This window comes from Streptomyces sp. Ag109_O5-1 (genome assembly GCF_003814875.1).
Classification (GTDB): domain Bacteria; phylum Actinomycetota; class Actinomycetes; order Streptomycetales; family Streptomycetaceae; genus Streptomyces; species Streptomyces sasae.
The window spans coordinates 7,162,441-7,183,147 of sequence record NZ_RKQF01000001.1; the positions used below are offsets into that span (position 1 = coordinate 7,162,441).

A 20,707-nucleotide genomic window follows, 5' to 3' on the forward strand; every position below is an offset into this window, starting at 1 on the left:
GTACTCCCGGTTCAAAGTCGACCCCCGACTTCCTACATCAGCTTGAAGGGTGGACTATCAAGCTGTCAGTGCGTAACGTCACGAAACGGACAGGACTTTGGTCCTGAGGTTTGCCCCTGCAGCCGCGCTGACCTGGGGTGACATCTCCACAGAGGGAGATAGGTCACATCCTGGGGGAGATTGGATCACAAATCGGCCCGGTGTTCGGGGTTTTCTCGAACACCGGGCCGTGGTGTCACGGTGGGTCCCGTGACGGTCACTCAGGGGTCACTCGGGGGTCCTGCGATGCCTCAGCTCAGGCGCTCGATGACCATCGCCATGCCCTGGCCGCCGCCCACGCACATCGTCTCCAGACCGAACTGCTTGTCGTGGAACTGGAGGGAGTTGATGAGCGTGCCGGTGATGCGGGCGCCGGTCATGCCGAAGGGGTGGCCGACGGCGATGGCGCCGCCGTTCACGTTCAGCTTCTCCAGCGGGATGCCGAGGTCGCGGTAGGAGGGGATCACCTGGGCGGCGAACGCCTCGTTGATCTCGACCAGGTCGATGTCGTCGATGGTCAGGCCGGCGCGGCCGAGGGCCTGCTTCGACGCCTCCACCGGGCCGAGGCCCATGATCTCGGGGGAGAGGCCGGAGACGCCGGTCGACACGATGCGGGCGAGCGGGGTGAGGCCGAGCTCGCGGGCCTTGGTGTCGGACATGATGACCACGGCCGCGGCACCGTCGTTCAGCGGGCAGCAGTTGCCGGCCGTGACCAGACCGTCGGGGCGGAACACCGGCTTCAGGCCGGAGACGCCCTCCAGGGTGACGCCGGCGCGCGGGCCGTCGTCCTTGCTGACGACCGTGCCGTCGGGCAGGGTCACCGGGGTGATCTCGCGCTCCCAGAAGCCGTTCTTGATGGCTTCCTCGGCGAGGTTCTGGGAGCGGACGCCGAACTCGTCCATGTCCTGGCGGGTGACGCCCTTGATGCGGGCCAGGTTCTCGGCGGTCTGGCCCATCGCGATGTACGGGTCGGGGATCAGACCGTCCTCGCGCGGGTCGTGCCAGGTGGAACCCTCCGACGCGGCGGTGGCGGCGGTACGGGCCTCCGCCTCCGCGAAGAGCGGGTTGTGGGTGCCCGGGAGCTCGTCGGAGCTGCCCTTGGCGTAGCGGGAGACCATCTCGACACCGGCCGAGATGAAGACGTCGCCCTCGCCGGCCTTGATGGCGTGCAGCGCCATACGGCTGGTCTGCAGCGACGAGGAACAGTAACGGGTGATCGTGCAGCCGGGCAGGTGGTCCATGCCCATCTGCACGGCGACGATCCGGCCGAGGTTGTAACCCTGCTCGCCGCCGGGGAGACCGCAGCCGAGCATCAGGTCGTCGATGTCCCGCGGGTCCAGCTCGGGGACCTTGGCGAGGGCGGCCTGGATGATCGTCGCGGTGAGGTCGTCGGGGCGCAGGTCCTTCAGGGAGCCCTTGACGGCGCGGCCGATCGGGGAGCGGGCGGTCGAGACGATGACGGCTTCGGGCATCACGGCTCCAAAAGAAAGGGGCGGCGCGTAGCGCCTCGTTGAGGGGTGGCGGTCGGGTGACGGGCGGGCGTACGGACTGGCAGGGGTGCTTGGGAAGTTACCCGTACGTATGTCATCGGTCACGGGTGTCGGGGTGTGACACTGGCCGCACTTTCTAAGCGCTTGCTTGGCTCTTTCCCCGCGGAGCGTCCCGAGTGGCGGATCCCCGGGCGGCTCGTACGCGTCGCCGGTCACCGCCACCCGAGTGTTCCGTCCCTAGCCGTCCTGGTTCGTCGTCGTGGCCCTCGACCGTGTCTCCTCGGCGACCGGGCCGGCCGGCAGGTCGGGCGGTTCGACGCGCTGCCGCCGGCGGCGCTTCAGGAGGGCCCACGGTCCCCGGGGCCCTGTCGGCATCGCCGCCGTGACCTCCGTGCCGGGCTCGGCCGCTGCCTCCGCCGCGGCGCGGGCGACCGGCAGGAAGCCCTCGCGGCGGGTGACATCGGGGCGCTCCTCCTCCGCCGGCCACAGGCCCAGGGCCGCGCAGACCGTCGGCAGCACCGCCATCGCGGCCGTGGCGTAGCCCTCCGCGGACGGGTGGTAGCTGTCGGGGCCGAACAGTTCGCGCGGGTTGGCCGCGAACTCGGGGCCCAGCAGGTCGCCCAGCGACACCGTGCGGCCGCCCTGCTCCACCGTGCCGATGGTCTGGGCCGCGGCCAGCTGCCGGGACGCCCGCCGGGCCAGCCAGCGCAGCGGCTGCCGTACCGGCTCGATCGTGCCCAGGTCGGGACAGGTGCCGACCACCACCTCCGCACCCGCCGTGCGCAGCCGCCGTACCGCCGCCGAGAGATGGCGTACCGAGCGGGTCGGGGGCATCCGGCGCGTGACGTCGTTCGCACCGATCATGATCACGCAGACGTCGGGGACCGGCGTGGTCGAGCCCAGGAGCAGGGCGACCTGCCGGTCCAGGTCGTCGGACTGGGCGCCGGGCTGGGCCACGTTGCGCAGTTCCACCGGGCGTTCCGCGACGGCCGCCAGGCCGGACGCCAGCAGTGCGCCCGGCGTCTGGGCGGCCCGGTGCACGCCCTGGCCCGCCGCTGTGGAGTCGCCCAGGATCGCCAGCCGCAGGGGAGGCTCATGACCCTCACCGGGGTTGCCGTACCCGTCGCCGTAGCGGCCGTCGGCGGTCGGCACCCGTCCGCCGCTGTTGCCGTTGCCCACCGCCGTCCTGGCCATTCGCACCTCGGCCAGCACCACCCCCACCGCGGCCGCGCCGACCAGCCCGATCCCGCCTCCGCCGTACGCCGCACCGGCCGCGATCCGCCGGGCCACCCGTGCCCTCGACATGCTCGTCATGCGCCGCCGCCACCTCCTCGTTGCCGTCCATCCACTCCTTGCCCCGTACGGACCGTCCGCCAATCTCAACGGGGAGTGAACCTCGGACGTGCCCCGTAGGCTGGCGACACCACCAAGACCATTTCTTTTGCAGGCAACCGGAGACAACGGTGCGATTCCACGACTCGATGATCAGTCTCGTCGGCAACACCCCGCTGGTGAGACTCAACAGCGTCACCCAGGGCATCCAGGCCACCGTCCTCGCCAAGGTCGAGTACTTCAACCCGGGCGGGTCCGTGAAGGACCGCATCGCGCTGCGGATGATCGAGGCCGCCGAGAAGAGCGGGGAACTGCAGCCCGGCGGCACCATCGTCGAGCCGACCAGCGGAAACACCGGGGTGGGGCTGGCGATCGTGGCCCAGCAGAAGGGGTACAAGTGCATCTTCGTGTGCCCCGACAAGGTGAGCACCGACAAGATCAACGTGCTGCGTGCGTACGGCGCTGAGGTCGTGGTCTGCCCGACGGCCGTGGACCCCGAGCACCCGGACTCGTACTACAACGTCTCCGACCGGCTGGTGCGGGAGACCCCCGGCGCCTGGAAGCCGGACCAGTACTCCAACCCGAACAACCCCCTGTCGCACTATCACTCGACCGGCCCCGAGCTGTGGGAGCAGACGGCGGGGAAGATCACCCATTTCGTGGCGGGCGTCGGCACCGGCGGCACCATCTCCGGCACCGGGCGCTATCTGAAGGACGCCAGCGACGGCCGCGTCCAGGTGGTCGGCGCCGACCCGGAGGGCTCGGTGTACTCCGGCGGCTCCGGGCGGCCGTACCTGGTCGAGGGCGTCGGTGAGGACTTCTGGCCGACCGCCTACGACCGGACGGTCGCCGACGAGATCGTCGCGGTGTCGGACAAGGACTCGTTCCAGATGACCCGGCGCCTCGCGAAGGAGGAGGGGCTGCTGGTGGGCGGCTCCTGCGGGATGGCCGTGGTGGCCGCGCTGCGGGTGGCGGAGCGGCTCGGCCCGGACGACGTGGTCGTCGTACTCCTCCCGGACAGCGGCCGCGGCTACCTCAGCAAGATCTTCAACGACGAGTGGATGGCCGACTACGGCTTCCTGGAGGACGAGGGCCCGAGCGCCCGCGTCGCCGACGTCCTCAGTGACAAGGCCGCCGGGACCATCCCCTCCCTCGTCCACATGCACCCGGACGAAACCGTCGGACAGGCCATCGAGGTGCTGCGCGAGTACGGTGTCTCGCAGATGCCCGTCGTCAAGCCTGGCGCCGGCCACCCGGACGTGATGGCCGCCGAGGTCGTCGGCTCGGTCGTCGAACGCGAGCTGCTGGACGCGCTGTTCAGCAAGCGGGCCTCCCTGGAGGACCCGCTGGAGAAGCACATGTGCGCGCCGCTGCCGCAGGTCGGCTCCGGCGAGCCGGTCGAGGACCTGATGAAGGTGCTGGGCGCGGCGGACGCGGCGATCGTCCTCGTCGAGGGCAAGCCGACAGGCGTGGTCAGCCGGCAGGACCTGCTGGCCTTTCTCGCCAAGGGCGGCAAGCAGTAGCGAACCTCCGGTGAACGGCCCGTGAATCCCCGGAACTTACTGTTTCCCTATCGAAGCGGTGGACTTCGCGGAAGTGGTACGAGCGCGTCACGTCCACGCAGCACACGCTTAACACGGGTCCGGCAGATTAGTGGGTGTCGGCAGGGCGGGAGCGGCTCCCCGCCCCAGCCGGCACCGAACGTCCAAGGACCTCCGGAGCGGCTCCCGGACCTCCATGGACGCCCGGACGTGCGACCCGGCCCTGACCCGGTCCATGTCCCTCGCGGGGACCGCCGTCGTCCCGCCCCCCGGCAACGGGGGTGCGGCGGTCCCCGCGCATTACTTTTTCCGGGCTCAGTCCTCGCGGCCCGCGCCGCGGAACAGACCGGGGTTGAGGCGGACCGCCTGGGCCGCGTTGACGCCGACGATGCCGATCCAGGTGGCGATCAGGCCCGTCACGCCCGCGAAGGTGCCGCCGATCGCCGACAGCGGGATGGCCAGCACCAGCGAGACGATCCCGAAGCCGAACCGCTCGCCCCAGGAATCGCTGCCCTTCGACCTCCGCGCACCCCGGGCCACCTGCATCTGCTGCTCGGCCATGCCTCGGCGCAGCCGGCGCTCCACCGCGCCGTCGATGCGCTGGTCCAGCTTCTCCAGGAAGGAGTCGGCCAGCTCCGACTCGTACTCCGGCCCCAGTTCCCTGCGGGCGTGCAGGGTGGCGGAGAGGTCCTTCTTCAGGTCGGTGTCATGCGCGTCCGTCATGGCGTCCACGGTAGGGACCGGGGACCGCCGCCGCACTGGGGCAATCCCCCGCATCCGCCCGGGGGTCCGCCCTCAGGGCAGCAGCGACACCAGCCCGCTGTCCGGGTCGAACCGCGCCGCGACCACCGACGCTCCCGCGAACGCCGAGTCCGCCCGGATCGCGTCCCGCACCCACACGGTGTGGGCCCGCATGGTGTGGGCGGCCCAGTCCCCGGGCAGCGCCCTGGTCCGGCGGGCGGCCGGGGCGATCTCGTCGGCCAGGAGCTCCAGATGGCCCGGGACGGGCGCGCCGGTGCTCAGCCGGCCGAGGGTGGCGGCGACGGCCCCGCAGTGCTCGTGACCCAGCACCACGACCAGCGGGACGCGCAGTTCCGCCACGCCGTACTGGATCGAGCCGAGCACCGCCTCGTCCAGCACCTGCCCGGCCGTCCTCATGCACAGCAGGTCCCCGAGCCCCTGGTCGAAGACCAGCTCGGGGACGGCCTGGGAGTCGACACAGGCGAGGACGACGGCGAACGGGCGCTGCCGGGCGGCCCGGGTGCGGCGCGGGCGGCCGGTGGCGAAGCGCCGGTTGCCCGCGAGCAGTTCGTCGAGGGCTGCGCTCGCCGAGGAGGGGGCGACGGCCGCCGAGGAGAAGGCGACGGCCGGCGCGCCGACGGCGGTGGCCGCCGGAAAGGCCGTGGGGTTGGAGGCCATGACGCTTCCTCAGGTGCTGGTGCCGGTAGGGTCATCACTGTACGCGGCGGAAACGTTACGATGTGTATTGGTTTAACGACCCTTGGCCGGATCATCGCCCGCGCGATACCCGGTCGGGCATCCGGCCGGTCAGGCCAGCCCGTGCTGCTCGGCGTACGCGTTCGCCACGTCCTCCGGGTCCTTCTTGTCGTTGTCCACCTGGCTGTTGAGCTGGGTGAGCTGCTCGGTGGTGAGGACGTTGCCGAGCTTGGCGAGGGCCTTGCGGACCGTGTCGTCGGCCTTGCGGTCGGCGATGAGGGGGACGATGTGCTGGCTGGGGATCAGGTTCTTCGGGTCGGCCAGCACCACCCAGCCGTTGGCCGCGATGTCGGTGTCGGTGGTGAAGAGGTTCGCCACGTCCACATCGCCCTTCTTCAACGCGCCCTTGACCAGCGGGCCGTCCGAGTCCAGCGACTTGAACTCCTTGAACTGGACGCCGTACACCTCCTGCAGCCCGATCGCGCCCACCCGCCGCTTCTTCACCTCGGGCGCGGCGCCGATGACCAGCTTGCCGTTCTGTGCGGCCAGGTCGGCGAGCGAGGTCAGGCCGTACTTCTGGGCGGTCGCCCGGGTGACGACGAAGCAGTCGGAGTCGGCCGCCTGCCCGTACGGCAGCACCTGGAGGCCGCTGGGCAGCGCCAGCGTGAGCGCGTTCTGCATGGTGCCGGGCTCGGACGAGTCGTCCTTCGGGGCCAGGTAGTTGAGGAGGGCGCCCTGGTACTCGGGCAGCAGGTCGATGTCGCCGGCCTTGAGCGCGGGGATCACGATCTCCCGGGTGCCGAGGTTCGGGCGGACCTTCACCTTGACGCCGGCCTGCTTGAGGGCGGCCGCGTAGAGGTAGCCGAGCACCTGGTTCTCGGTGAAGTTGGCGGTGCCGATGGTGATCCCGCCCTTGCTGGAGCCGCCGCCCGCGGTCGAACCGCTGCTCTCGTTCAGGGAGGTGATACCGCTGGAGCAGGCGGCGAGGGCGGGCACGGATCCGGCGGCGAGCAGGCCACCGAGGAGGGTACGACGGTTCATCTGCGGGATCCCTAGGCAGTGCGGTGGCGGAAGAGGAGGCGCTGGAGGGTGCTGAGCAGCAGGTCGAGTACGACGGCCACGACCGCGACCAGCACCGCGCCGCCGAGCACCTGGACGAGGTCGCGCTGGGCGAGTCCGTCGAAGACGTAGCGGCCGAGACCGCCGAAGGAGACGTAGGCGGCGATGGTGGCGGTGGCGACGACCTGGATGAGCGCGAGGCGCAGGCCCGTCATGATCAGGGGGAGCGCCAGCGGCAACTCGACCTGGAGGAGGACCTGGTGGCCGCGCATGCCCTGGCCGCGCGCCGCGTCGCGGACGTCCGGGTCCACGGCGGTCATGCCGGCGTAGGTGTTGGTGACGATCGCCGGGACCGCGAGGGCGACCAGCGCCACGTACACCGGCAGCATCGAGAGCCCGCCCGCCAGGAAGACCAGGACCACCAGGCCGACGGTCGGCAGCGCGCGCCCGAAGGACGCCAGGTTGATGGCGAGGAAGGCGCCCTTGCCGGTGTGGCCGATCAGCAGTCCGATCGGGAGGCCGATCGCGGCGGCGATCAGGGTGGCGAGCAGCGAGTACTGGAGGTGCTCGGCGAGCCGGTGCGCGATGCCGTCCTGGCCGGCCCACTGGGAGCCGCTGGTCAGCCAGGTGCCGAGGTTCTTGAAGAGTTCGAACATCTCAGGCTCGCCTCCTGCGCCACGGGGTGAGGACGTACTGGAGGGCCACCAGCAGCGCGTCCGCGACCACGGCGAGCAGGATCGTGAGCACCACGCCCACGATCACCGGGGTCGGGAAGTCGCGCTGGAAGCCGTCGGTGAAGAGCTGGCCGAGGCCGCCGTCGCCGATGTAGGTGGCGACCGAGACCAGCGAGATGGACATGACCGTCGCGATCCGGATGCCCGCGAAGATCACGGGAAGCGCGAGCGGGAACTCGACGGTGAGGAGGGTGCGCAGCGGGCGCGTCCCCATCGCCTTCGCCGCCTCCTTGGTCTTCGCCGGGACCGAGTCCAGGCCCTCGACGGTGTTCCGGAGCAGCACGACCAGCGTGTAGACGGTCAGGCCGATGACGGTGGTGGTCCGGGTCAGGCCGCTGACCGGGAGCAGCAGTACGAAGATCGCGATCGAGGGGATCGTGAAGAGCACGTTCGAGAGGCCGAGCAGGAAGCCGCGCAGCGAGCGGACCCGGTGGGCGAGCACCGCGAGCGGCAGCGAGATCAGCAGGCCGAAGAAGACGGCGGTCATCGCGGCCTGGAGGTGGGAGAGGGTGAGGCTGGTGAGGTCGTCGGTGTGGTCGCCTATCCACGACCAGTCGATGGTCATGCGGCCACCACCCGGGCCTCGGAGTGCGCCTGGCCGGCGTGGACGTGGATGTCGTCACGGGACGAGACGCCGGTGAGGGCGCCGGTCGCGTCGACCCGGGCTATCAGGCCGGTGGGGGAGGCGATCGACTCGTTGAGGGCCGAGAGCAGGGAGTCGCCGTCGGTCAGCGGCCGTACGGGGAGTTCGGCGTCCTTCGAGGCCCAGTGCAGCGGCCTGCGGTCGGCGTCGAGGACCAGGGTCCAGGCGCCGCCCTCGGGTGCCGGGCCCTGCGGGACCTCGGCGAGGGTCTTCAGTGAGAGCAGCTTCAGGCCGCGCTCGGCGCCGAGGAAGTCGGCCACGAAGTCGTCGGCCGGGCGGGCCAGGAGTTCGGCGGGCGGCGCGCACTGGACCAGGTACCCGCCGGTGCGGAACACGGCGATCCGGTCGCCGAGCCGGACCGCCTCGTCGATGTCGTGCGTGACGAAGACGATGGTCTTGCTCAACTCCTTCTGGAGTCTGAGCAGTTCGTCCTGGAGCTGGGCGCGGACCACCGGGTCGACGGCGCCGAACGGCTCGTCCATCAGCAGCACGGGCGGGTCGGCGGCCAGTGCGCGGGCCACGCCGACGCGCTGCTGCTGGCCGCCGGAGAGCTGGTGCGGGTAGCGCTTGCCGGCGTCGGCGGCGAGGCCGACGGTCTCCAGGAGTTCGGCGGCGCGGGCGCGGGCCTTCTTCCGGTTCCAGCCGAGCAGCAGCGGGACGGTGGCGATGTTGTCGAGGACCGTGCGGTGCGGGAAGAGGCCGGCCTGCTGGATGACGTAGCCGATGGAGCGGCGCAGTTCGGCGGCGTCCTGCTCGGTGACGTCCCTGCCGTTCACCCTGATCGTGCCGGAGGTCGGCTCGATCATCCGGTTGATCATCCGCAGGGTGGTGGTCTTGCCGCATCCGGAGGAGCCGACCAGGACGGTGACCCCGCCCTCCGGCATCTCCAGGGAGAGATCGTGGACTGCTGTCGTGCCGTTGGGGAAGCGCTTGTGGACCGCGTCGAACTGGATCATGAGATGTCCCTTGCCCGGCTGTATAACGTCATGCAGAGTTCTTGGTGTGTGAATAGCTTGTCAACGGTCTGGCGTTAATCCGAGGTAACGGATGACCGACAGGCAAGATCAAGTGTCCGGATTGATGGGAGTATGGGCGTGATGTCGTCTCGTATCGTGGACGCTCCCGGAGGTACATATTCCGGCCTGGTGGTCCTCGACGGCATCGGAACGGGCGTCGAGGACGTCGTCCGCCTCGCCGACGGCACCGCACGGCCGGTCCCCGGCACGGACGCGATGCGCCGCGCGGAGGAGTCCTGGAACGCCGCCCGGCAGATCGCGGCGACCGGCCGCGTCTACGGCCGTTCCACCGGCGTCGGCGCCAACCGCAACGAGGACGTGCCCACCGAGGCCGCCGCCGGACACGGGCTGCGGCTGCTGCGCAGTCACGCCGGCGCTATCGGCGAGGAGCTGCCCGCCCGGCAGGTGCGGGCGATGCTCGCGGTGCGCGCGAACCAGTTGCTGGCGGGCGGTGCCGGGCTCAGGCCCAGTGTCGTCACGGCCCTGTGCGAGGCGCTGGAGTCGGGCGCGTATCCGGTCGTCAACGAGTTCGGCTCGGTCGGCACCGGGGACATCGCCGCGCTGGCCCAGGTGGGGCTGGCGCTGGCGGGGGAGCACCCCTGGCGGGGCGCCGGCGCTCCGGAATCCCAGCCCCTGGACAACAACGACGCCCTCGCCCTGATCAGCAGCAACGCCCTCACCCTCGGCCAGTCCGCGCTCGCCCTGCACGAGTTGCGCGGCCTGATCGAGGCCACCCAGGTCGTCGCCGCGCTCTCGCTGCTCGCCGTCGACGGCTCCCACGAGGCCTACGCCGCTCCCGTGCACGCGGCCCGCCCGCACCGGGGGAGCGTCGAGGTCGCCCGCCGGATGCGGGAGCTGATCGGCGCCGCGGACCGGCCGACCCCGCCGCTCGGCCGGATCCAGGACCCGTACGGCTTCCGCTGCCTGCCCCAGATCCACGGCCCGGCCCATGACGCGGCCGACGCCCTGGAAGGCGTGCTGGCGATCGAGATCAACGCGGCCGCCGAGAACCCCCTCATCTCGCCCGAGGACCTCGCCGCCTACCACCACGGCGGCTTCTACCAGGCCCAACTCGCCCTCGCACTGGACCACTTCAGACTCGCCGTCACTCAGGTCGCGCGGCTGTCCACATCCCGTCTGTCCACCCTCAACGAGCCCGCCTACACCCGGCTGCGCCCCTTCCTCGCCGACCAGGAGCCCGCCTCCTCCGGCGTGATGATCCTGGAGTACGCCGCCGGCGCCGCCCTCGGCGACCTGCGCGCCTTCTCCGCGCCCGCCTCCCTGGGGCACGCTGTACTCTCCCGAGGCGTCGAGGAGCAGGCCAGTTTCGCCTCGCTCGCCGCCCGTCAAACGCTGCGCGCCTGCCGTGCGTACCGTCTGGTGATCGGCTGCGAACTCGTCGCCGCCGTACGGGCGCTGCGCCAGCGCGAACTGAGGCCCGAACCCGGGCTCGGGGCGGGCAGGGCGCTGGAACTCGCCGAGGCGGTGCTGGAGGCGGACCCGGCAGACCGGCCGCTCACGGACGACGTCATGGCGGCGGCCGAACTGCTCGACCGGTTCACGGACATCTGGAGGGGGAGCACGTCATGAGCGTGACCGACAGCCCTGCGACTCGCTTGCAGGCGCTTTTCGAGGGACACCGGCTCACGCCGACCCAGCGGCGCATCGCGCACAGCATGGTGCGGCGCGCCGCCGACGTGCCGTTCCTGTCCAGCGTGGAGCTGGCCGAACTGGCCGGGGTCAGCCAGCCCTCCGTCACCCGGTTCGCGGTCGCCCTCGGCTTCGACGGCTACCCGGCGCTGCGCAAGCACCTGCGCGAGGTCGTGCCCCCGGAGCAGGCGCCCGGCTCCGGGTCGTACAACGAGTACCAGCAGGCCGTCGAGGCCGAGATCGAGAACCTCCGGCACCTCGCCGAGGTGCTCGCCGACCCCCGCCCGGTGCAGCAGGCGGGGCGGCTGCTGGCCGCCTCCCGGCCGCTGCCGGTGCTCGGGCTGCGCGCCGCCGCCTCCCAGGCGTACGGCTTCGCCTACTTCGCGGCCAAGGTCCACCCGGACGTCCGGCTGCTCAACGAGGGCGGCACGATGATCCACGACCGGATCGACGCGGCCGTCCTCGCCGGCGCCTCCGCGCTGCTCTGCTTCGCGCTGCCCCGGCACCCCCGCGAGGTCGTGGACACCCTGGGCTATGCCAAGGAGGCCGGACTGACCGTCGTGACCGTCGCCGACTCCGCGTTCGCGCCCGTGGCCAAGGTCTCCGACCTGCTGCTGCCGGCCGCCGTCGGCACCGGACTGGCCTTCGACACGGCCTGCGCACCGATGCTGCTGGGCCGGGTGCTCCTGGAGGCGATGTGCGACGACCTGCCGGACGCGCAGGCCCGCCTGGAGGAGTTCGACGCGCGGGCGGCGGTGCGGGGTCTTTTCGTCGAGTAGGCGGCTTTAAGACTCGTCTCACGTTCGCTGGTTACCGTCCCGCCCTACGGACTGGGGCGGAGACCGGCGAGGAGGCTGCGGACATGGCGCGTGGGGCACGGGAAGGGCGTGGGGTGCAGGGGCTGGCCCGGGTGGCCGTCGTCGTACGGGCCGGGGCCGCACCCCTGTGGTGGGCCGGGGTGTTCGCGGCGGGTGTCGGGGTGCTGCCCCCGGGGATCACCGGGCGACGGATCGGCGTCCTGGCCGGGGCCGCGTTGTTCGTCATCGGCGCCGCCGTCGTGGCGCTCACCCGTCACAAGCGGTACACCGCGCTGCTGCGCGGTGCCGCCCGGGCCGGCAAGCACGACGTCCTCCAGGACCGGGCGGTGACCGTGCGGAACTGGCGCCGGGGCCACCGCTGGTGGCTGCTGCTGGCCTTCGCCGTCGCGCTCGGCAGCTCCTTCGCGGTGCCCGCGGCCGGCGGCATGCTGCTCGCCGGGACCGGAACCGGGCTGCGGCTGAAGGCGGCCTGGCTGGGCCGCCGGGAGCGGGCCGGGGAGCAGCTGATGTGGCTGCGCGTCGACTGGCTCGACGGGCGCGGCGGCGGCCCGGCCGGCAAGACCGTCAAGGCGTACCGCGGCACCGGCGTCGCGGCGGGCGACGCGGCCCCCGGCGGGGCACGCCGCCGCACCGCGGCACTGGTCTGAGGCCTGGTCCGAGGTCCGGTCAGACCTCCAGCTCCTCCTCGATCCTCTTCAGCTGGTGCCGGGCCATCGCCAGGTTGGCGCGGGCCTGGTCGAGCACCAGGTAGAGGAAGAGGCCGTTGCCGCCCCGGCCCTTGAGCAGCCGGATCAGGTGGTACTGGTTGGAGAGCGTGATCAGGATGTCCTCGATCTCGCCCTTGAGGCCGAGGTGCTCCATGGTGCGCATCTTGGCGCGGATCACGTCGGTGTTGCCGGCGGCGGCCACGTTCAGGTCGAAGGTCTTGCTGCCGCCCATCGTGCCCAGCGCCATGCCGCTGGTGTAGTCGACGAGCGCCACGCCGGTGGCTCCCTCGATGGAGGTGAGGCACTCTTTCAGCGCGGTTTCGGTGTTGGCCATGGTGGTCTTTCCTCTCGGACTTCCGTTTTCAACTGTCGGTTGCGGTGCGCGCGTCGGTGGTGGTGCTGGTGCGTGGCGTGCGCGTGGTTCTGGTCCGTGTGGTGGTGGCGCGGGCGGGCCGCAGGACCCTGGCGGCGGCCTCGGCCGCGTCGACCAGCTCCCCGATCCGGACGGCCGCCCTACGGCCCTCCAGGTGCAGCCGGCCGACGTTCACCCGGTCCTCGGTGAGCAGGGTGAGCACCGCGCTGCGGCCCGCGGCGTAGGTGGCGACATAGCCGTCCTCGCCGCGCACCAGCAGCTCCCTGAGCTCGCCCTTGCCGGTGGCGTCCGAGACCCGGACGGCGACACCGAGCTCCGCCGCGGTGAGCGCGGCCAGGCCCTCCGGATCGACCCCGGGGAGGTCATGGGCGATGACGAGGCCGTCCACGCCGGCCGCGAGGGCGCCGGTGAGCTGGGGCATCCGGCTGCGTAACCGGCGCAGCTCGTCGAGGACGGCCTCTCTGTCGGAGCTGCCGGGTTCTGCCGCCATCAGCTGTCTCCTCTCGGCGGGGCGGTGCCGTTCAAAGGGCCTCCAGCGCATCCCTGAGCCTCTTCAGCAGCGCGATGTCGGGGTCGGTGACCGGGGGGAGCACGGGTGGGGCGGCCACGGTGCTCGCCGGGGCGAGAAGCCCGGCCGCCGTCAGCCGTCGGACGTCCACCAGCGTGTGGAAGGCCGGCCGGCCCAGTTCCCGGGCGATCTCCGGGGCCGTGCGGACGCCGTCCACCCGGTCCAGGACCGCCCGCTGCCGGGGGGTGAGCGGCGGCGGTGCGAGGGGGTCGGCGCGGATCAGCGGGGCGCCGTCCGTCGCCGGGTCGGGCCAGAGCCGGTCCAGCAGCTCACGGCGGCGCAGGGTCTCGCGTTCCACGGCGGCGACGGGGACGGAGTGCAGCGGAGCGGGGGTGGGCGGGTCGCCGTAGCGGAAGCGGCCCGGTGTGCTGCTGGGCGACAGCGCGAAGTACGCGGCGTCGTAGAGCGCGTTCAGCCCGCACAGTTCCAGGGCGCCTCTGGGCAGCAGACCGGCGGCGAGCAGCCGGTGGGTGGCGGCCGGTATGTCGTCGGTCCACGGCCAGGCCGCCGCGTCGAGCGTGCCGTGGGCCGTGAGGAGCACGTCGAGGCCGGGGGCGAGCGGGCTCTCGGCGTGCACCACGCGGCCCTCGGCCAGGTGCAGGCTGCCGTACTCGCGGACCAGGACTCCGGTGGCCCGCTCCGCGGCGAGGCGTATCAGCATCGGCGAGAGCGCGCCGGCCGTCCGGTCGCGCAGGGCCGTTCGGTCCCGGACCGGCAGCGGCGGAGGCGTTTCGACCACGGTCATCCCAGCACCAGCCGCTCGGCCATGTCGCCGAGCCGGATCCGGGCGAGGGCGAGATTGCCGTCCTCGCGAGCCAGCCACAGATGCAGGAACACCGTGGCGTCGAAGGACGTGACCACGAACCGCAGCAGGTGGTAGCTGTCCCGGTTGCTGACGATCAGGTCCTCCACCGGAGGACTCACATCGATGTCGTCCCCCGTGCTGAACGCCCCGTGCTCGGCGGCCAGCCGGGCCAGCTCGGCGGCCTCCGCCGCGGTGGTCTCGTGGTCACCGCCGGGCGCCTCCCCGACCGTCCCCAGGGCCAGCCCGCTCGTCCAGTCCACCAACGCTGCGCCCCGGGCACCGGGCAGGCGCATCGCTTCCAGCAAACACTCGTCGATTCCGGGCACCGTGGCTCCCCTCCCACCGCCTGGGACTCCGGTTGAGTGACGCAGACACTACGCAACGTGTGCGGGGAGGGGTGAGTCGTTTGGCATTTTCCGGTGGAACATGCCTTCGGCAGGCTAGTGTTGGTCAACTGGGCTGCTTTTCGCACCAGTTGATCCTTGTGTCACGGGTGTCTCAACGGCTCGCGGAAGCATGCAGGGTGGTGAGCGCGTCGGCGTGCGCCCCGCCGGATTCGGCCACGATCTCCGCGAGCGTCTGCGGCTCCCGTACGACGGCGAACGCCACGCCCCCGTCGCCGTCCGGTGCGAAGCCGTAAACTCCGGGCCGGGCAAGGGAGTTGTAGGAGTAGTGACTGCCGAAGTAGTACGCGCCGGTGTCGAGTGCGGCCGCGAGGTCCCCCTGCTCCAGTGGTGGCAGCGCACGCCCCTCGGCGAGCAGATCGCCCGAGAAACAGGCCGGCCCCGCCACGTCCTGCACCACCGGCGCCCCCTCCTTCGGCCGCCCCTTCGCGTCGTACGCGGCGATCCGCACCGGCCACGCCTCCGGTACGTACACCGTCCGCGGCGCCACCTGCACGCCCGCGTGCGTCACCGCGATCCGCCGTCCGCCCGAGCTCTTCGCGTACTCCACCCGGGCCACCACCGTGCCGTGCCGGGCCAGCAGCGACCGCCCGAACTCCGTCACCAGCCCGTACCGCCCGTCGAACAGCCCCGGCACGGCCTCCGCCAGCAGTCGCGCGTACTGCGCGTACGTCGGCTCCGTCCGCTCCGACCCGAAGTTGACCGAAAGCCCGCCGCCGATGTCGAGGGTGTCGATCTGCCGCCGTCCGATCCGCGCGTTGATCTCCTCGGCCAGCGCGTACGTCTCCGCCACGCCCCGCGCCAGCAGCGTCAGCGGGATGCCCTGCGACCCGATGTGCGCGTGCAGCCGCGTCAGCCACGGCCGCTCCTCGAATGCCTGTACGACCCACTCCCGCGCCCCCTCGTCCCGCAGCCCCACCCCGAACTTCGAGGTCGCCGTCGCGGTGGAGGTGGCCCCGATCGACCCGGCACCGAGCTGCGGGTTCACCCGGATGCCGAGCGGGGAGCGGCCGGGGCCGCCGCCCCGCACCAGGGCGTCGATGCGGCCCAGCTCCTGCGGGCTGTCCGCGTTCACGGCGACGCCCAGCGCCAGCGCCTCGCGCAGCTCCGTCGCCGTCTTCGCGGGCGCGTCGAACACCGTCCGCGTCACCGGTACCCCGGCCGCCCGCGCCAGCGCCAGCTCGCCCGCGCTCGCCACCTCGGCGCCGATCCCCTCCGCGGCCAGCAGCCGCACCACCGGCACCAGCGGGTTCGCCTTCACCGCGAAGGCGTGCAGGATCTCCGTCCCCGGCGCCGCCACCGCCGCGAACGCCCGGCGGAGCGCCGCCGCCGAGGCGCGGATGCCGGTCACGTCCAGCAGGCCCACGAGCGGCGCGTCCGGCCTCAGCAGCCCCTGCTCCACCGCCGCCCGCACGGCGACGTCCCGCCGCACGGCCCGCTCGACGTCGTCCCCGCACCCGTCCCTGTCGCCGTCCACGACGTCCCCTGACATGTCGTCGTCCACACCTTTAAGGCCCATAAGTCCAGCCAAACATCCGGGGGGCGCCCACGCTGGCCGACCGATGTATTGACTAGTTCTATTCAGGGGGCCAGGATGTGAATAACCGCAAGAACATCCGAGGAGGCAGACCATGTCAGGACCCCGCCCCGTACGAGCGCCGCGCGGTACGGAACTGAGCGCCCTGGGATGGCAGCAGGAAGCCGCCCTGCGGATGCTGCAGAACAACCTCGACCCCGAGGTCGCCGAGCACCCCGACAAGCTCGTCGTCTACGGCGGCACCGGCAAGGCCGCCCGCGACTGGCGCTCCTTCGACGCGATGGTCCGCACGCTGCGCACCCTCAAGCAGGACGAGACCATGCTGGTCCAGTCCGGCCGCCCGGTCGGCGTGATGCAGACCCACGAGTGGGCCCCGCGCGTCCTCATCGCCAACTCCAACCTGGTCGGCGACTGGGCCAACTGGGAGGAGTTCCGCCGTCTGGAGGCCCTCGGCCTGACCATGTACGGCCAGATGACCGCCGGCTCCTGGATCTACATCGGCACCCAGGGCATCCTCCAGGGCACCTACGAGACGTTCGCCGCGGTCGCCGCGAAGAAGTTCAACGGCACCCTGGCCGGCACGATCACCCTCACCGCCGGCCTCGGCGGCATGGGCGGCGCCCAGCCTCTCGCGGTCACCATGAACGACGGCGTCGCGATCTGCATCGACTGCGACCCGCGCGCGATCGAGCGCCGTATCGAGCACCGCTACCTGGACGTGAAGGCCGACTCGCTGGAGCACGCGCTGCAGCTGGCCGTCGAGGCACGTGACGCCCGCCGTCCGCTGTCCATCGGTCTGCTGGGCAACGCGGCGGAGCTGTTGCCCCGCATGCTCGCCGAGTCCGCCCCGATCGACATCGTCACGGACCAGACCTCGGCGCACGACCCGCTGTCCTACCTGCCGGTGGGCGTGGCCTTCGAGGACATGGCGGACGCCGCGGCCAAGGACCCGGCCGGGTTCACCACCCGGGCGCGTGAGTCGATGGCGAAGCACGTCGAGGCCATGGTCGGCTTCATGGACGCGGGCGCCGAGGTCTTCGACTACGGCAACTCGATCCGCGGCGAGGCCCAGCTGGCGGGCTACGAGCGGGCGTTCGCGTTCCCCGGCTTCGTCCCCGCCTACATCCGCCCCCTGTTCTGCGAGGGCAAGGGCCCCTTCCGCTGGGCCGCCCTGTCCGGCGACCCGGCCGACATCGCCAAGACGGACAAGGCGATCCTCGACCTGTTCCCGGAGAACGAGTCCCTCGCCCGCTGGATCAAGCTGGCCGGTGAGCGGGTCCACTTCCAGGGTCTGCCGGCGCGTATCTGCTGGCTCGGCTACGGCGAGCGGGACAAGGCCGGCGAGCGGTTCAACGACATGGTGGCCAGCGGTGAGCTGGCGGCGCCGCTGGCGATCGGCCGTGACCACCTCGACAGCGGCTCGGTTGCCTCCCCGTACCGGGAGACCGAGGCCATGCTCGACGGCTCCGACGCGATCGCCGACTGGCCGCTGCTGAACGCGATGGTGAACGTGGCCTCGGGTGCGTCCTGGGTCTCCATCCACCACGGCGGCGGGGTCGGCATGGGCCGCTCCATCCACGCCGGCCAGGTCACGGTCGCCGACGGCACGAAGCTGGCCGGCGAGAAGATCCGCCGGGTCCTCACCAACGACCCCGGCATGGGCGTCATCCGGCACGTCGACGCCGGCTACGACATCGCGGAGACGGCCGCCGACGAGCGGGGCGTGCGGGTGCCCATGCGCGAGGGTGACGACGCGTGACCCCACACGAGGGCGGACCTAGCGGCAACGCTCCGGTGGGGGCCGAGCCCTCGTCGCCGTCTGCCGCGTCGGCTGTGCCCACCCGCCCCCACTCTCAACTTCGATCGAGCGGGGGGACCCCCATCGCCCTGCGGAACGACTGCCCACAGCCTGTACGGGGCGACGAGGGGCAGCCTGCCCGGGGTGACGGGCGGCAGGCTGGGCGGGGTGACCGCGCGCAGCCCGCCGGCGGTTCCTCCTTCCAGGAGATGTGGCGCGAACTGGCGCCCATCGGCCGCCACCCCGACTCCCACGGCTACCGGCGGTTCGCCTGGACCGGGGCCGACGCCGACTGCCGGGCCTGGTTCAAGGAGCAGGCCGCGGCGCGCGGGCTCGTCCACGAGGTCGACCGGAACGGCAACCAGTGGGCCTGGCTGGGCGATCCGGACGCCGGGGACGCCGTCGTCACCGGGTCGCATCTGGACTCCGTGCCGGACGGCGGTGCCTTCGACGGGCCCCTCGGCGTCGTGTCCTCCTTTGCCGCGCTCGACGAACTCCGCGCGAGGGGGGTGGAGTTCACCAGGCCCCTCGCCATCGCCAACTTCGGCGACGAGGAGGGCGCCCGGTTCGGGCTCGCCTGTGTCGGGTCGCGGCTGACAGCCGGGCATCTGACCGTCGAGCAGGCGCACCGGCTGACCGATGGTGACGGGGTCAGCCTCCCGCGGGCCATGGAGGCCGCCGGGTACGACCCCGACGCCATCGGCGCCGACCCCGAGCGGCTCGCCCGTATCGGCGCCTTCGTCGAACTGCATGTCGAGCAGGGGCGGGCGCTGGACCTGTCCGGCGACCAGGTCGGCATCGCCAGTGCCATCTGGCCGCACGGGCGCTGGCGGTTCGACTTCCGGGGCGAGGCCAACCACGCCGGCACCACCAGGACCGCCGACCGGCGCGACCCCATGCTGTCGTACGCCGAGACCGTTCTCGCCGCCCGCCGCGAGGCCGAACTCGCCGGAGCCGTCGCCACCTTCGGCAAGATCGCCGTCGAGCCGAACGGCGTCAACGCCATCCCCTCCCTGGTGCGCGGCTGGCTCGACTCCCGTGCCGCCGACCAGGCCACCCTCGACACCGTCGTCGGCGGTATCGAGAAGGCGGCCCGGGAGTACGCGGAGGCGCACGGCATCGACCTCGACGTCGTCCGGGAGTCCTTCACCCCGGTCGTCGAGTTCGACCACGCCCTGCGGGACGAACTGGGCCGAATCCTCGGCCGGGACACCGGTCTCACCGTGCCCGTCCTGGGCACCGGTGCGGGACACGACGCCGGGATCCTCTCCGGGAGCATCCCGACCGCCATGCTGTTCGTGCGCAACCCCACCGGTGTCTCGCACTCCCCGGCCGAGTTCGCGGCCGAGGACGACTGCCTGGCCGGGGTGAGCGCGCTCGCCGACGTACTGGAAGGGCTGGCCTGCGAGTGACGACACGGACGACGTACTGGTTGGAGTACGCCTGGCTGGACACGCACGTCGAGCCGGGCGTCGCCGTCGATGTGGCGAACGGCCGGATCACCGCCGTTCGCACGGAGACCCCCACCCCGCCGCCGGGGGCCGAGATACTGAGCGGTCTCACCCTCCCCGGCCTGGCCAACGCCCACTCGCACGCCTTCCACCGCGCCCTGCGCGGCACGGTCCAGGTGGGCTCCGGGACCTTCTGGACCTGGCGCGAGCTGATGTACTCCTTCGCCGACCGGCTCACCCCGGAGACCTACCTCACGCTCGCCCGCGCGGTGTACGCCGAGATGGCGCTGGCGGGCGTCACCTGCGTCGGTGAGTTCCACTACGTCCACCACGCCCCCGGCGGCACCCCGTACGCCGACCCGAACGCCATGGGCGAGGCACTGATCGCGGCCGCCGCCGACGCCGGGATCCGGATCACCCTCCTCGACACCGCCTACCTCTCCTCCGGCTTCGGCGAGCCGCCCAACGCCCACCAGCAGCGCTTCTCCGACGGCAGCGCGGAGGCCTGGGCCGAACGCTGTTCAGTTCTCAAGGAACGGGATCACGCACGGATCGGGGCGGCGATCCACTCCGTACGGGCCGTGCCCGCCAGGCAGTTGGCGACCGTGGCGCAATGGGCGCAGGAGCGCCGGGCCCCGCTGCACGTCCACCTGTCCGAGCAGACGGCGGAGAACGACGCCTGCCTGGCCGCCCACGGCTGCACGCCCACCCGGCTGCTCGCCGACCACGGCGTCCTGGGCCCGCGCACCACCGGCGTCCACAACACCCACCTCACCGACGAGGACATCGCGCTGCTCGGTGGCAGCGGGACCGGCACCTGTATGTGCCCGACGACCGAGCGCGACCTGGCCGACGGCATCGGACCGGCCGTCGCCCTCCAGCGCGCGGGCTCCCCGCTCTCCCTCGGCTCCGACAGTCACGCCGTCATCGACCTGCTCGAAGAAGCGCGCGCGATGGAGCTGAACGAGCGGCTGCGCACCCGTGCCCGGGGCCACTGGACGGCCGCCGCCCTGCTGCGCGCCGCCTCCGCCGACGGTCACGCCGCCCTCGGCTGGGACGACGCGGGAATCATCGAGCCCGGAATGCTCGCCGACCTGACGACGATCGCCCTCGACTCGGTCAGAACGGCGGGGCCGCTGCCGCGACTCGGCGCCGAGACGGCCGTATTCGCCGCCACCGCGGCTGACGTACGGCACACGGTCGTCGCGGGCCGTCATGTCGTACGCGACGGCGCGCACACCCTCGTACCGGACGTGCCGTCTGCGCTGGCGGACGCGATCGAAGCCCTCCGAGCCTGACGTTCAC

General features: G+C 72.1%; 20 protein-coding genes. 7 read left to right on the forward strand and 13 right to left on the reverse strand.

The features are described from left to right. Positions 1-290 precede the first annotated feature (290 nt). Positions 291-1,511 carry an acetyl-CoA C-acetyltransferase gene (locus EDD90_RS32535; RefSeq protein WP_123976460.1) on the reverse strand — a complete coding sequence of 407 codons (1,221 nt, stop codon included), beginning with the start codon at positions 1,509-1,511 and terminating at the stop codon, positions 291-293. A gap of 255 nt (positions 1,512-1,766) precedes the next feature. Further along, the gene (locus tag EDD90_RS32540; RefSeq protein WP_185149295.1) at positions 1,767-2,843 is read right to left on the reverse strand and encodes an SGNH/GDSL hydrolase family protein; all 1,077 of its coding nucleotides are present in this window, start codon (positions 2,841-2,843) and stop codon (positions 1,767-1,769) included. Positions 2,844-2,992: 149 nt separating this feature from the next. On the opposite strand from EDD90_RS32540, the gene EDD90_RS32545 reads away from it, so the two are divergent. After that, positions 2,993-4,384 carry a cystathionine beta-synthase gene (locus EDD90_RS32545; protein ID WP_123976461.1) on the forward strand — a complete coding sequence of 464 codons (1,392 nt, stop codon included), beginning with the start codon at positions 2,993-2,995 and terminating at the stop codon, positions 4,382-4,384. A 333-nt stretch (positions 4,385-4,717) separates the two neighbouring features. Here the strand turns inward: EDD90_RS32545 and EDD90_RS32550 are convergent, their stop codons facing one another. The 6 genes from EDD90_RS32550 to EDD90_RS32575 form a co-directional block, all read right to left on the reverse strand. Continuing rightward, the gene (locus EDD90_RS32550) at positions 4,718-5,125 is read right to left on the reverse strand and encodes a hypothetical protein (RefSeq protein WP_123976462.1); all 408 of its coding nucleotides are present in this window, start codon (positions 5,123-5,125) and stop codon (positions 4,718-4,720) included. A 72-nt stretch (positions 5,126-5,197) separates the two neighbouring features. Beyond that, positions 5,198-5,821, reverse strand: coding sequence for a carbonic anhydrase (locus EDD90_RS32555; protein ID WP_123976463.1), 624 nt, complete (start codon positions 5,819-5,821; stop codon positions 5,198-5,200). 129 nt (positions 5,822-5,950) lie between these two features. Further along, entirely contained in the window at positions 5,951-6,880 is a 930-nt protein-coding gene (locus tag EDD90_RS32560) for an ABC transporter substrate-binding protein (RefSeq protein ID WP_123976464.1), read from the reverse strand. A gap of 11 nt (positions 6,881-6,891) precedes the next feature. Then, positions 6,892-7,554: an ABC transporter permease gene (locus tag EDD90_RS32565; RefSeq protein ID WP_123976465.1), complete on the reverse strand. Its 663-nt coding sequence runs from the start codon at positions 7,552-7,554 to the stop codon at positions 6,892-6,894. A 1-nt stretch (position 7,555) separates the two neighbouring features. Beyond that, on the reverse strand, positions 7,556-8,197 hold the full coding sequence (locus tag EDD90_RS32570; RefSeq protein ID WP_123976466.1) for an ABC transporter permease: 642 nt from the start codon (positions 8,195-8,197) through the stop codon (positions 7,556-7,558). Then, positions 8,194-9,231 carry an ABC transporter ATP-binding protein gene (locus EDD90_RS32575; protein ID WP_123976467.1) on the reverse strand — a complete coding sequence of 346 codons (1,038 nt, stop codon included), beginning with the start codon at positions 9,229-9,231 and terminating at the stop codon, positions 8,194-8,196. Before EDD90_RS32575 ends, EDD90_RS32570 begins: the two co-directional genes overlap by 4 nt. Before the next feature lie 141 nt (positions 9,232-9,372). Here EDD90_RS32575 and EDD90_RS32580 point away from each other — a divergent pair, with 141 nt between their 5' ends. The 3 genes from EDD90_RS32580 to EDD90_RS32590 all read left to right on the forward strand — a co-directional run bounded on the left by EDD90_RS32580 (position 9,373) and on the right by EDD90_RS32590 (position 12,406). Further along, positions 9,373-10,881, forward strand: a complete 1,509-nt coding sequence (locus EDD90_RS32580; RefSeq protein WP_123976468.1) for an aromatic amino acid ammonia-lyase — start codon at positions 9,373-9,375, stop codon at positions 10,879-10,881. Further along, positions 10,878-11,720, forward strand: a complete 843-nt coding sequence (locus tag EDD90_RS32585; RefSeq protein WP_123976469.1) for a MurR/RpiR family transcriptional regulator — start codon at positions 10,878-10,880, stop codon at positions 11,718-11,720. Before EDD90_RS32580 ends, EDD90_RS32585 begins: the two co-directional genes overlap by 4 nt. A gap of 83 nt (positions 11,721-11,803) precedes the next feature. Further along, positions 11,804-12,406, forward strand: coding sequence for a hypothetical protein (locus EDD90_RS32590; RefSeq protein WP_123976470.1), 603 nt, complete (start codon positions 11,804-11,806; stop codon positions 12,404-12,406). 19 nt (positions 12,407-12,425) lie between these two features. On the opposite strand, the gene EDD90_RS32595 is transcribed toward EDD90_RS32590, so the two are convergent. From EDD90_RS32595 to EDD90_RS32615, 5 genes are all read right to left on the reverse strand, one after another. Further along, positions 12,426-12,800, reverse strand: coding sequence for a hypothetical protein (locus EDD90_RS32595; protein ID WP_123976471.1), 375 nt, complete (start codon positions 12,798-12,800; stop codon positions 12,426-12,428). 28 nt (positions 12,801-12,828) lie between these two features. Continuing rightward, the gene (locus EDD90_RS32600) at positions 12,829-13,329 is read right to left on the reverse strand and encodes a roadblock/LC7 domain-containing protein (protein WP_123976472.1); all 501 of its coding nucleotides are present in this window, start codon (positions 13,327-13,329) and stop codon (positions 12,829-12,831) included. A 31-nt stretch (positions 13,330-13,360) separates the two neighbouring features. Then, on the reverse strand, positions 13,361-14,152 hold the full coding sequence (locus EDD90_RS32605) for a transcriptional regulator (RefSeq protein WP_123976473.1): 792 nt from the start codon (positions 14,150-14,152) through the stop codon (positions 13,361-13,363). Further along, positions 14,149-14,538, reverse strand: a complete 390-nt coding sequence (locus EDD90_RS32610; protein ID WP_123976474.1) for a hypothetical protein — start codon at positions 14,536-14,538, stop codon at positions 14,149-14,151. The genes EDD90_RS32605 and EDD90_RS32610 overlap by 4 nt, the downstream gene beginning before the upstream one ends. 172 nt (positions 14,539-14,710) lie before the next feature. Continuing rightward, positions 14,711-16,108 (reverse strand): diaminopimelate decarboxylase, encoded by a 1,398-nt coding sequence (locus EDD90_RS32615; protein WP_123976475.1) that lies wholly within the window; start codon positions 16,106-16,108, stop codon positions 14,711-14,713. A gap of 139 nt (positions 16,109-16,247) precedes the next feature. Between EDD90_RS32615 and hutU the strand changes: the two genes are divergently transcribed. From hutU to EDD90_RS32630, 3 genes are all read left to right on the forward strand, one after another. After that, positions 16,248-17,912 carry a urocanate hydratase gene (gene hutU / locus EDD90_RS32620; protein ID WP_123976476.1) on the forward strand — a complete coding sequence of 555 codons (1,665 nt, stop codon included), beginning with the start codon at positions 16,248-16,250 and terminating at the stop codon, positions 17,910-17,912. A 248-nt stretch (positions 17,913-18,160) separates the two neighbouring features. Next, a complete protein-coding gene (locus EDD90_RS32625) occupies positions 18,161-19,363 on the forward strand; it encodes an allantoate amidohydrolase (protein WP_123976477.1) in 1,203 nt (400 codons plus the stop codon). Next, positions 19,360-20,700, forward strand: coding sequence for a formimidoylglutamate deiminase (locus tag EDD90_RS32630; RefSeq protein ID WP_123976478.1), 1,341 nt, complete (start codon positions 19,360-19,362; stop codon positions 20,698-20,700). The genes EDD90_RS32625 and EDD90_RS32630 overlap by 4 nt, the downstream gene beginning before the upstream one ends. Positions 20,701-20,707: the final 7 nt, after the last annotated feature.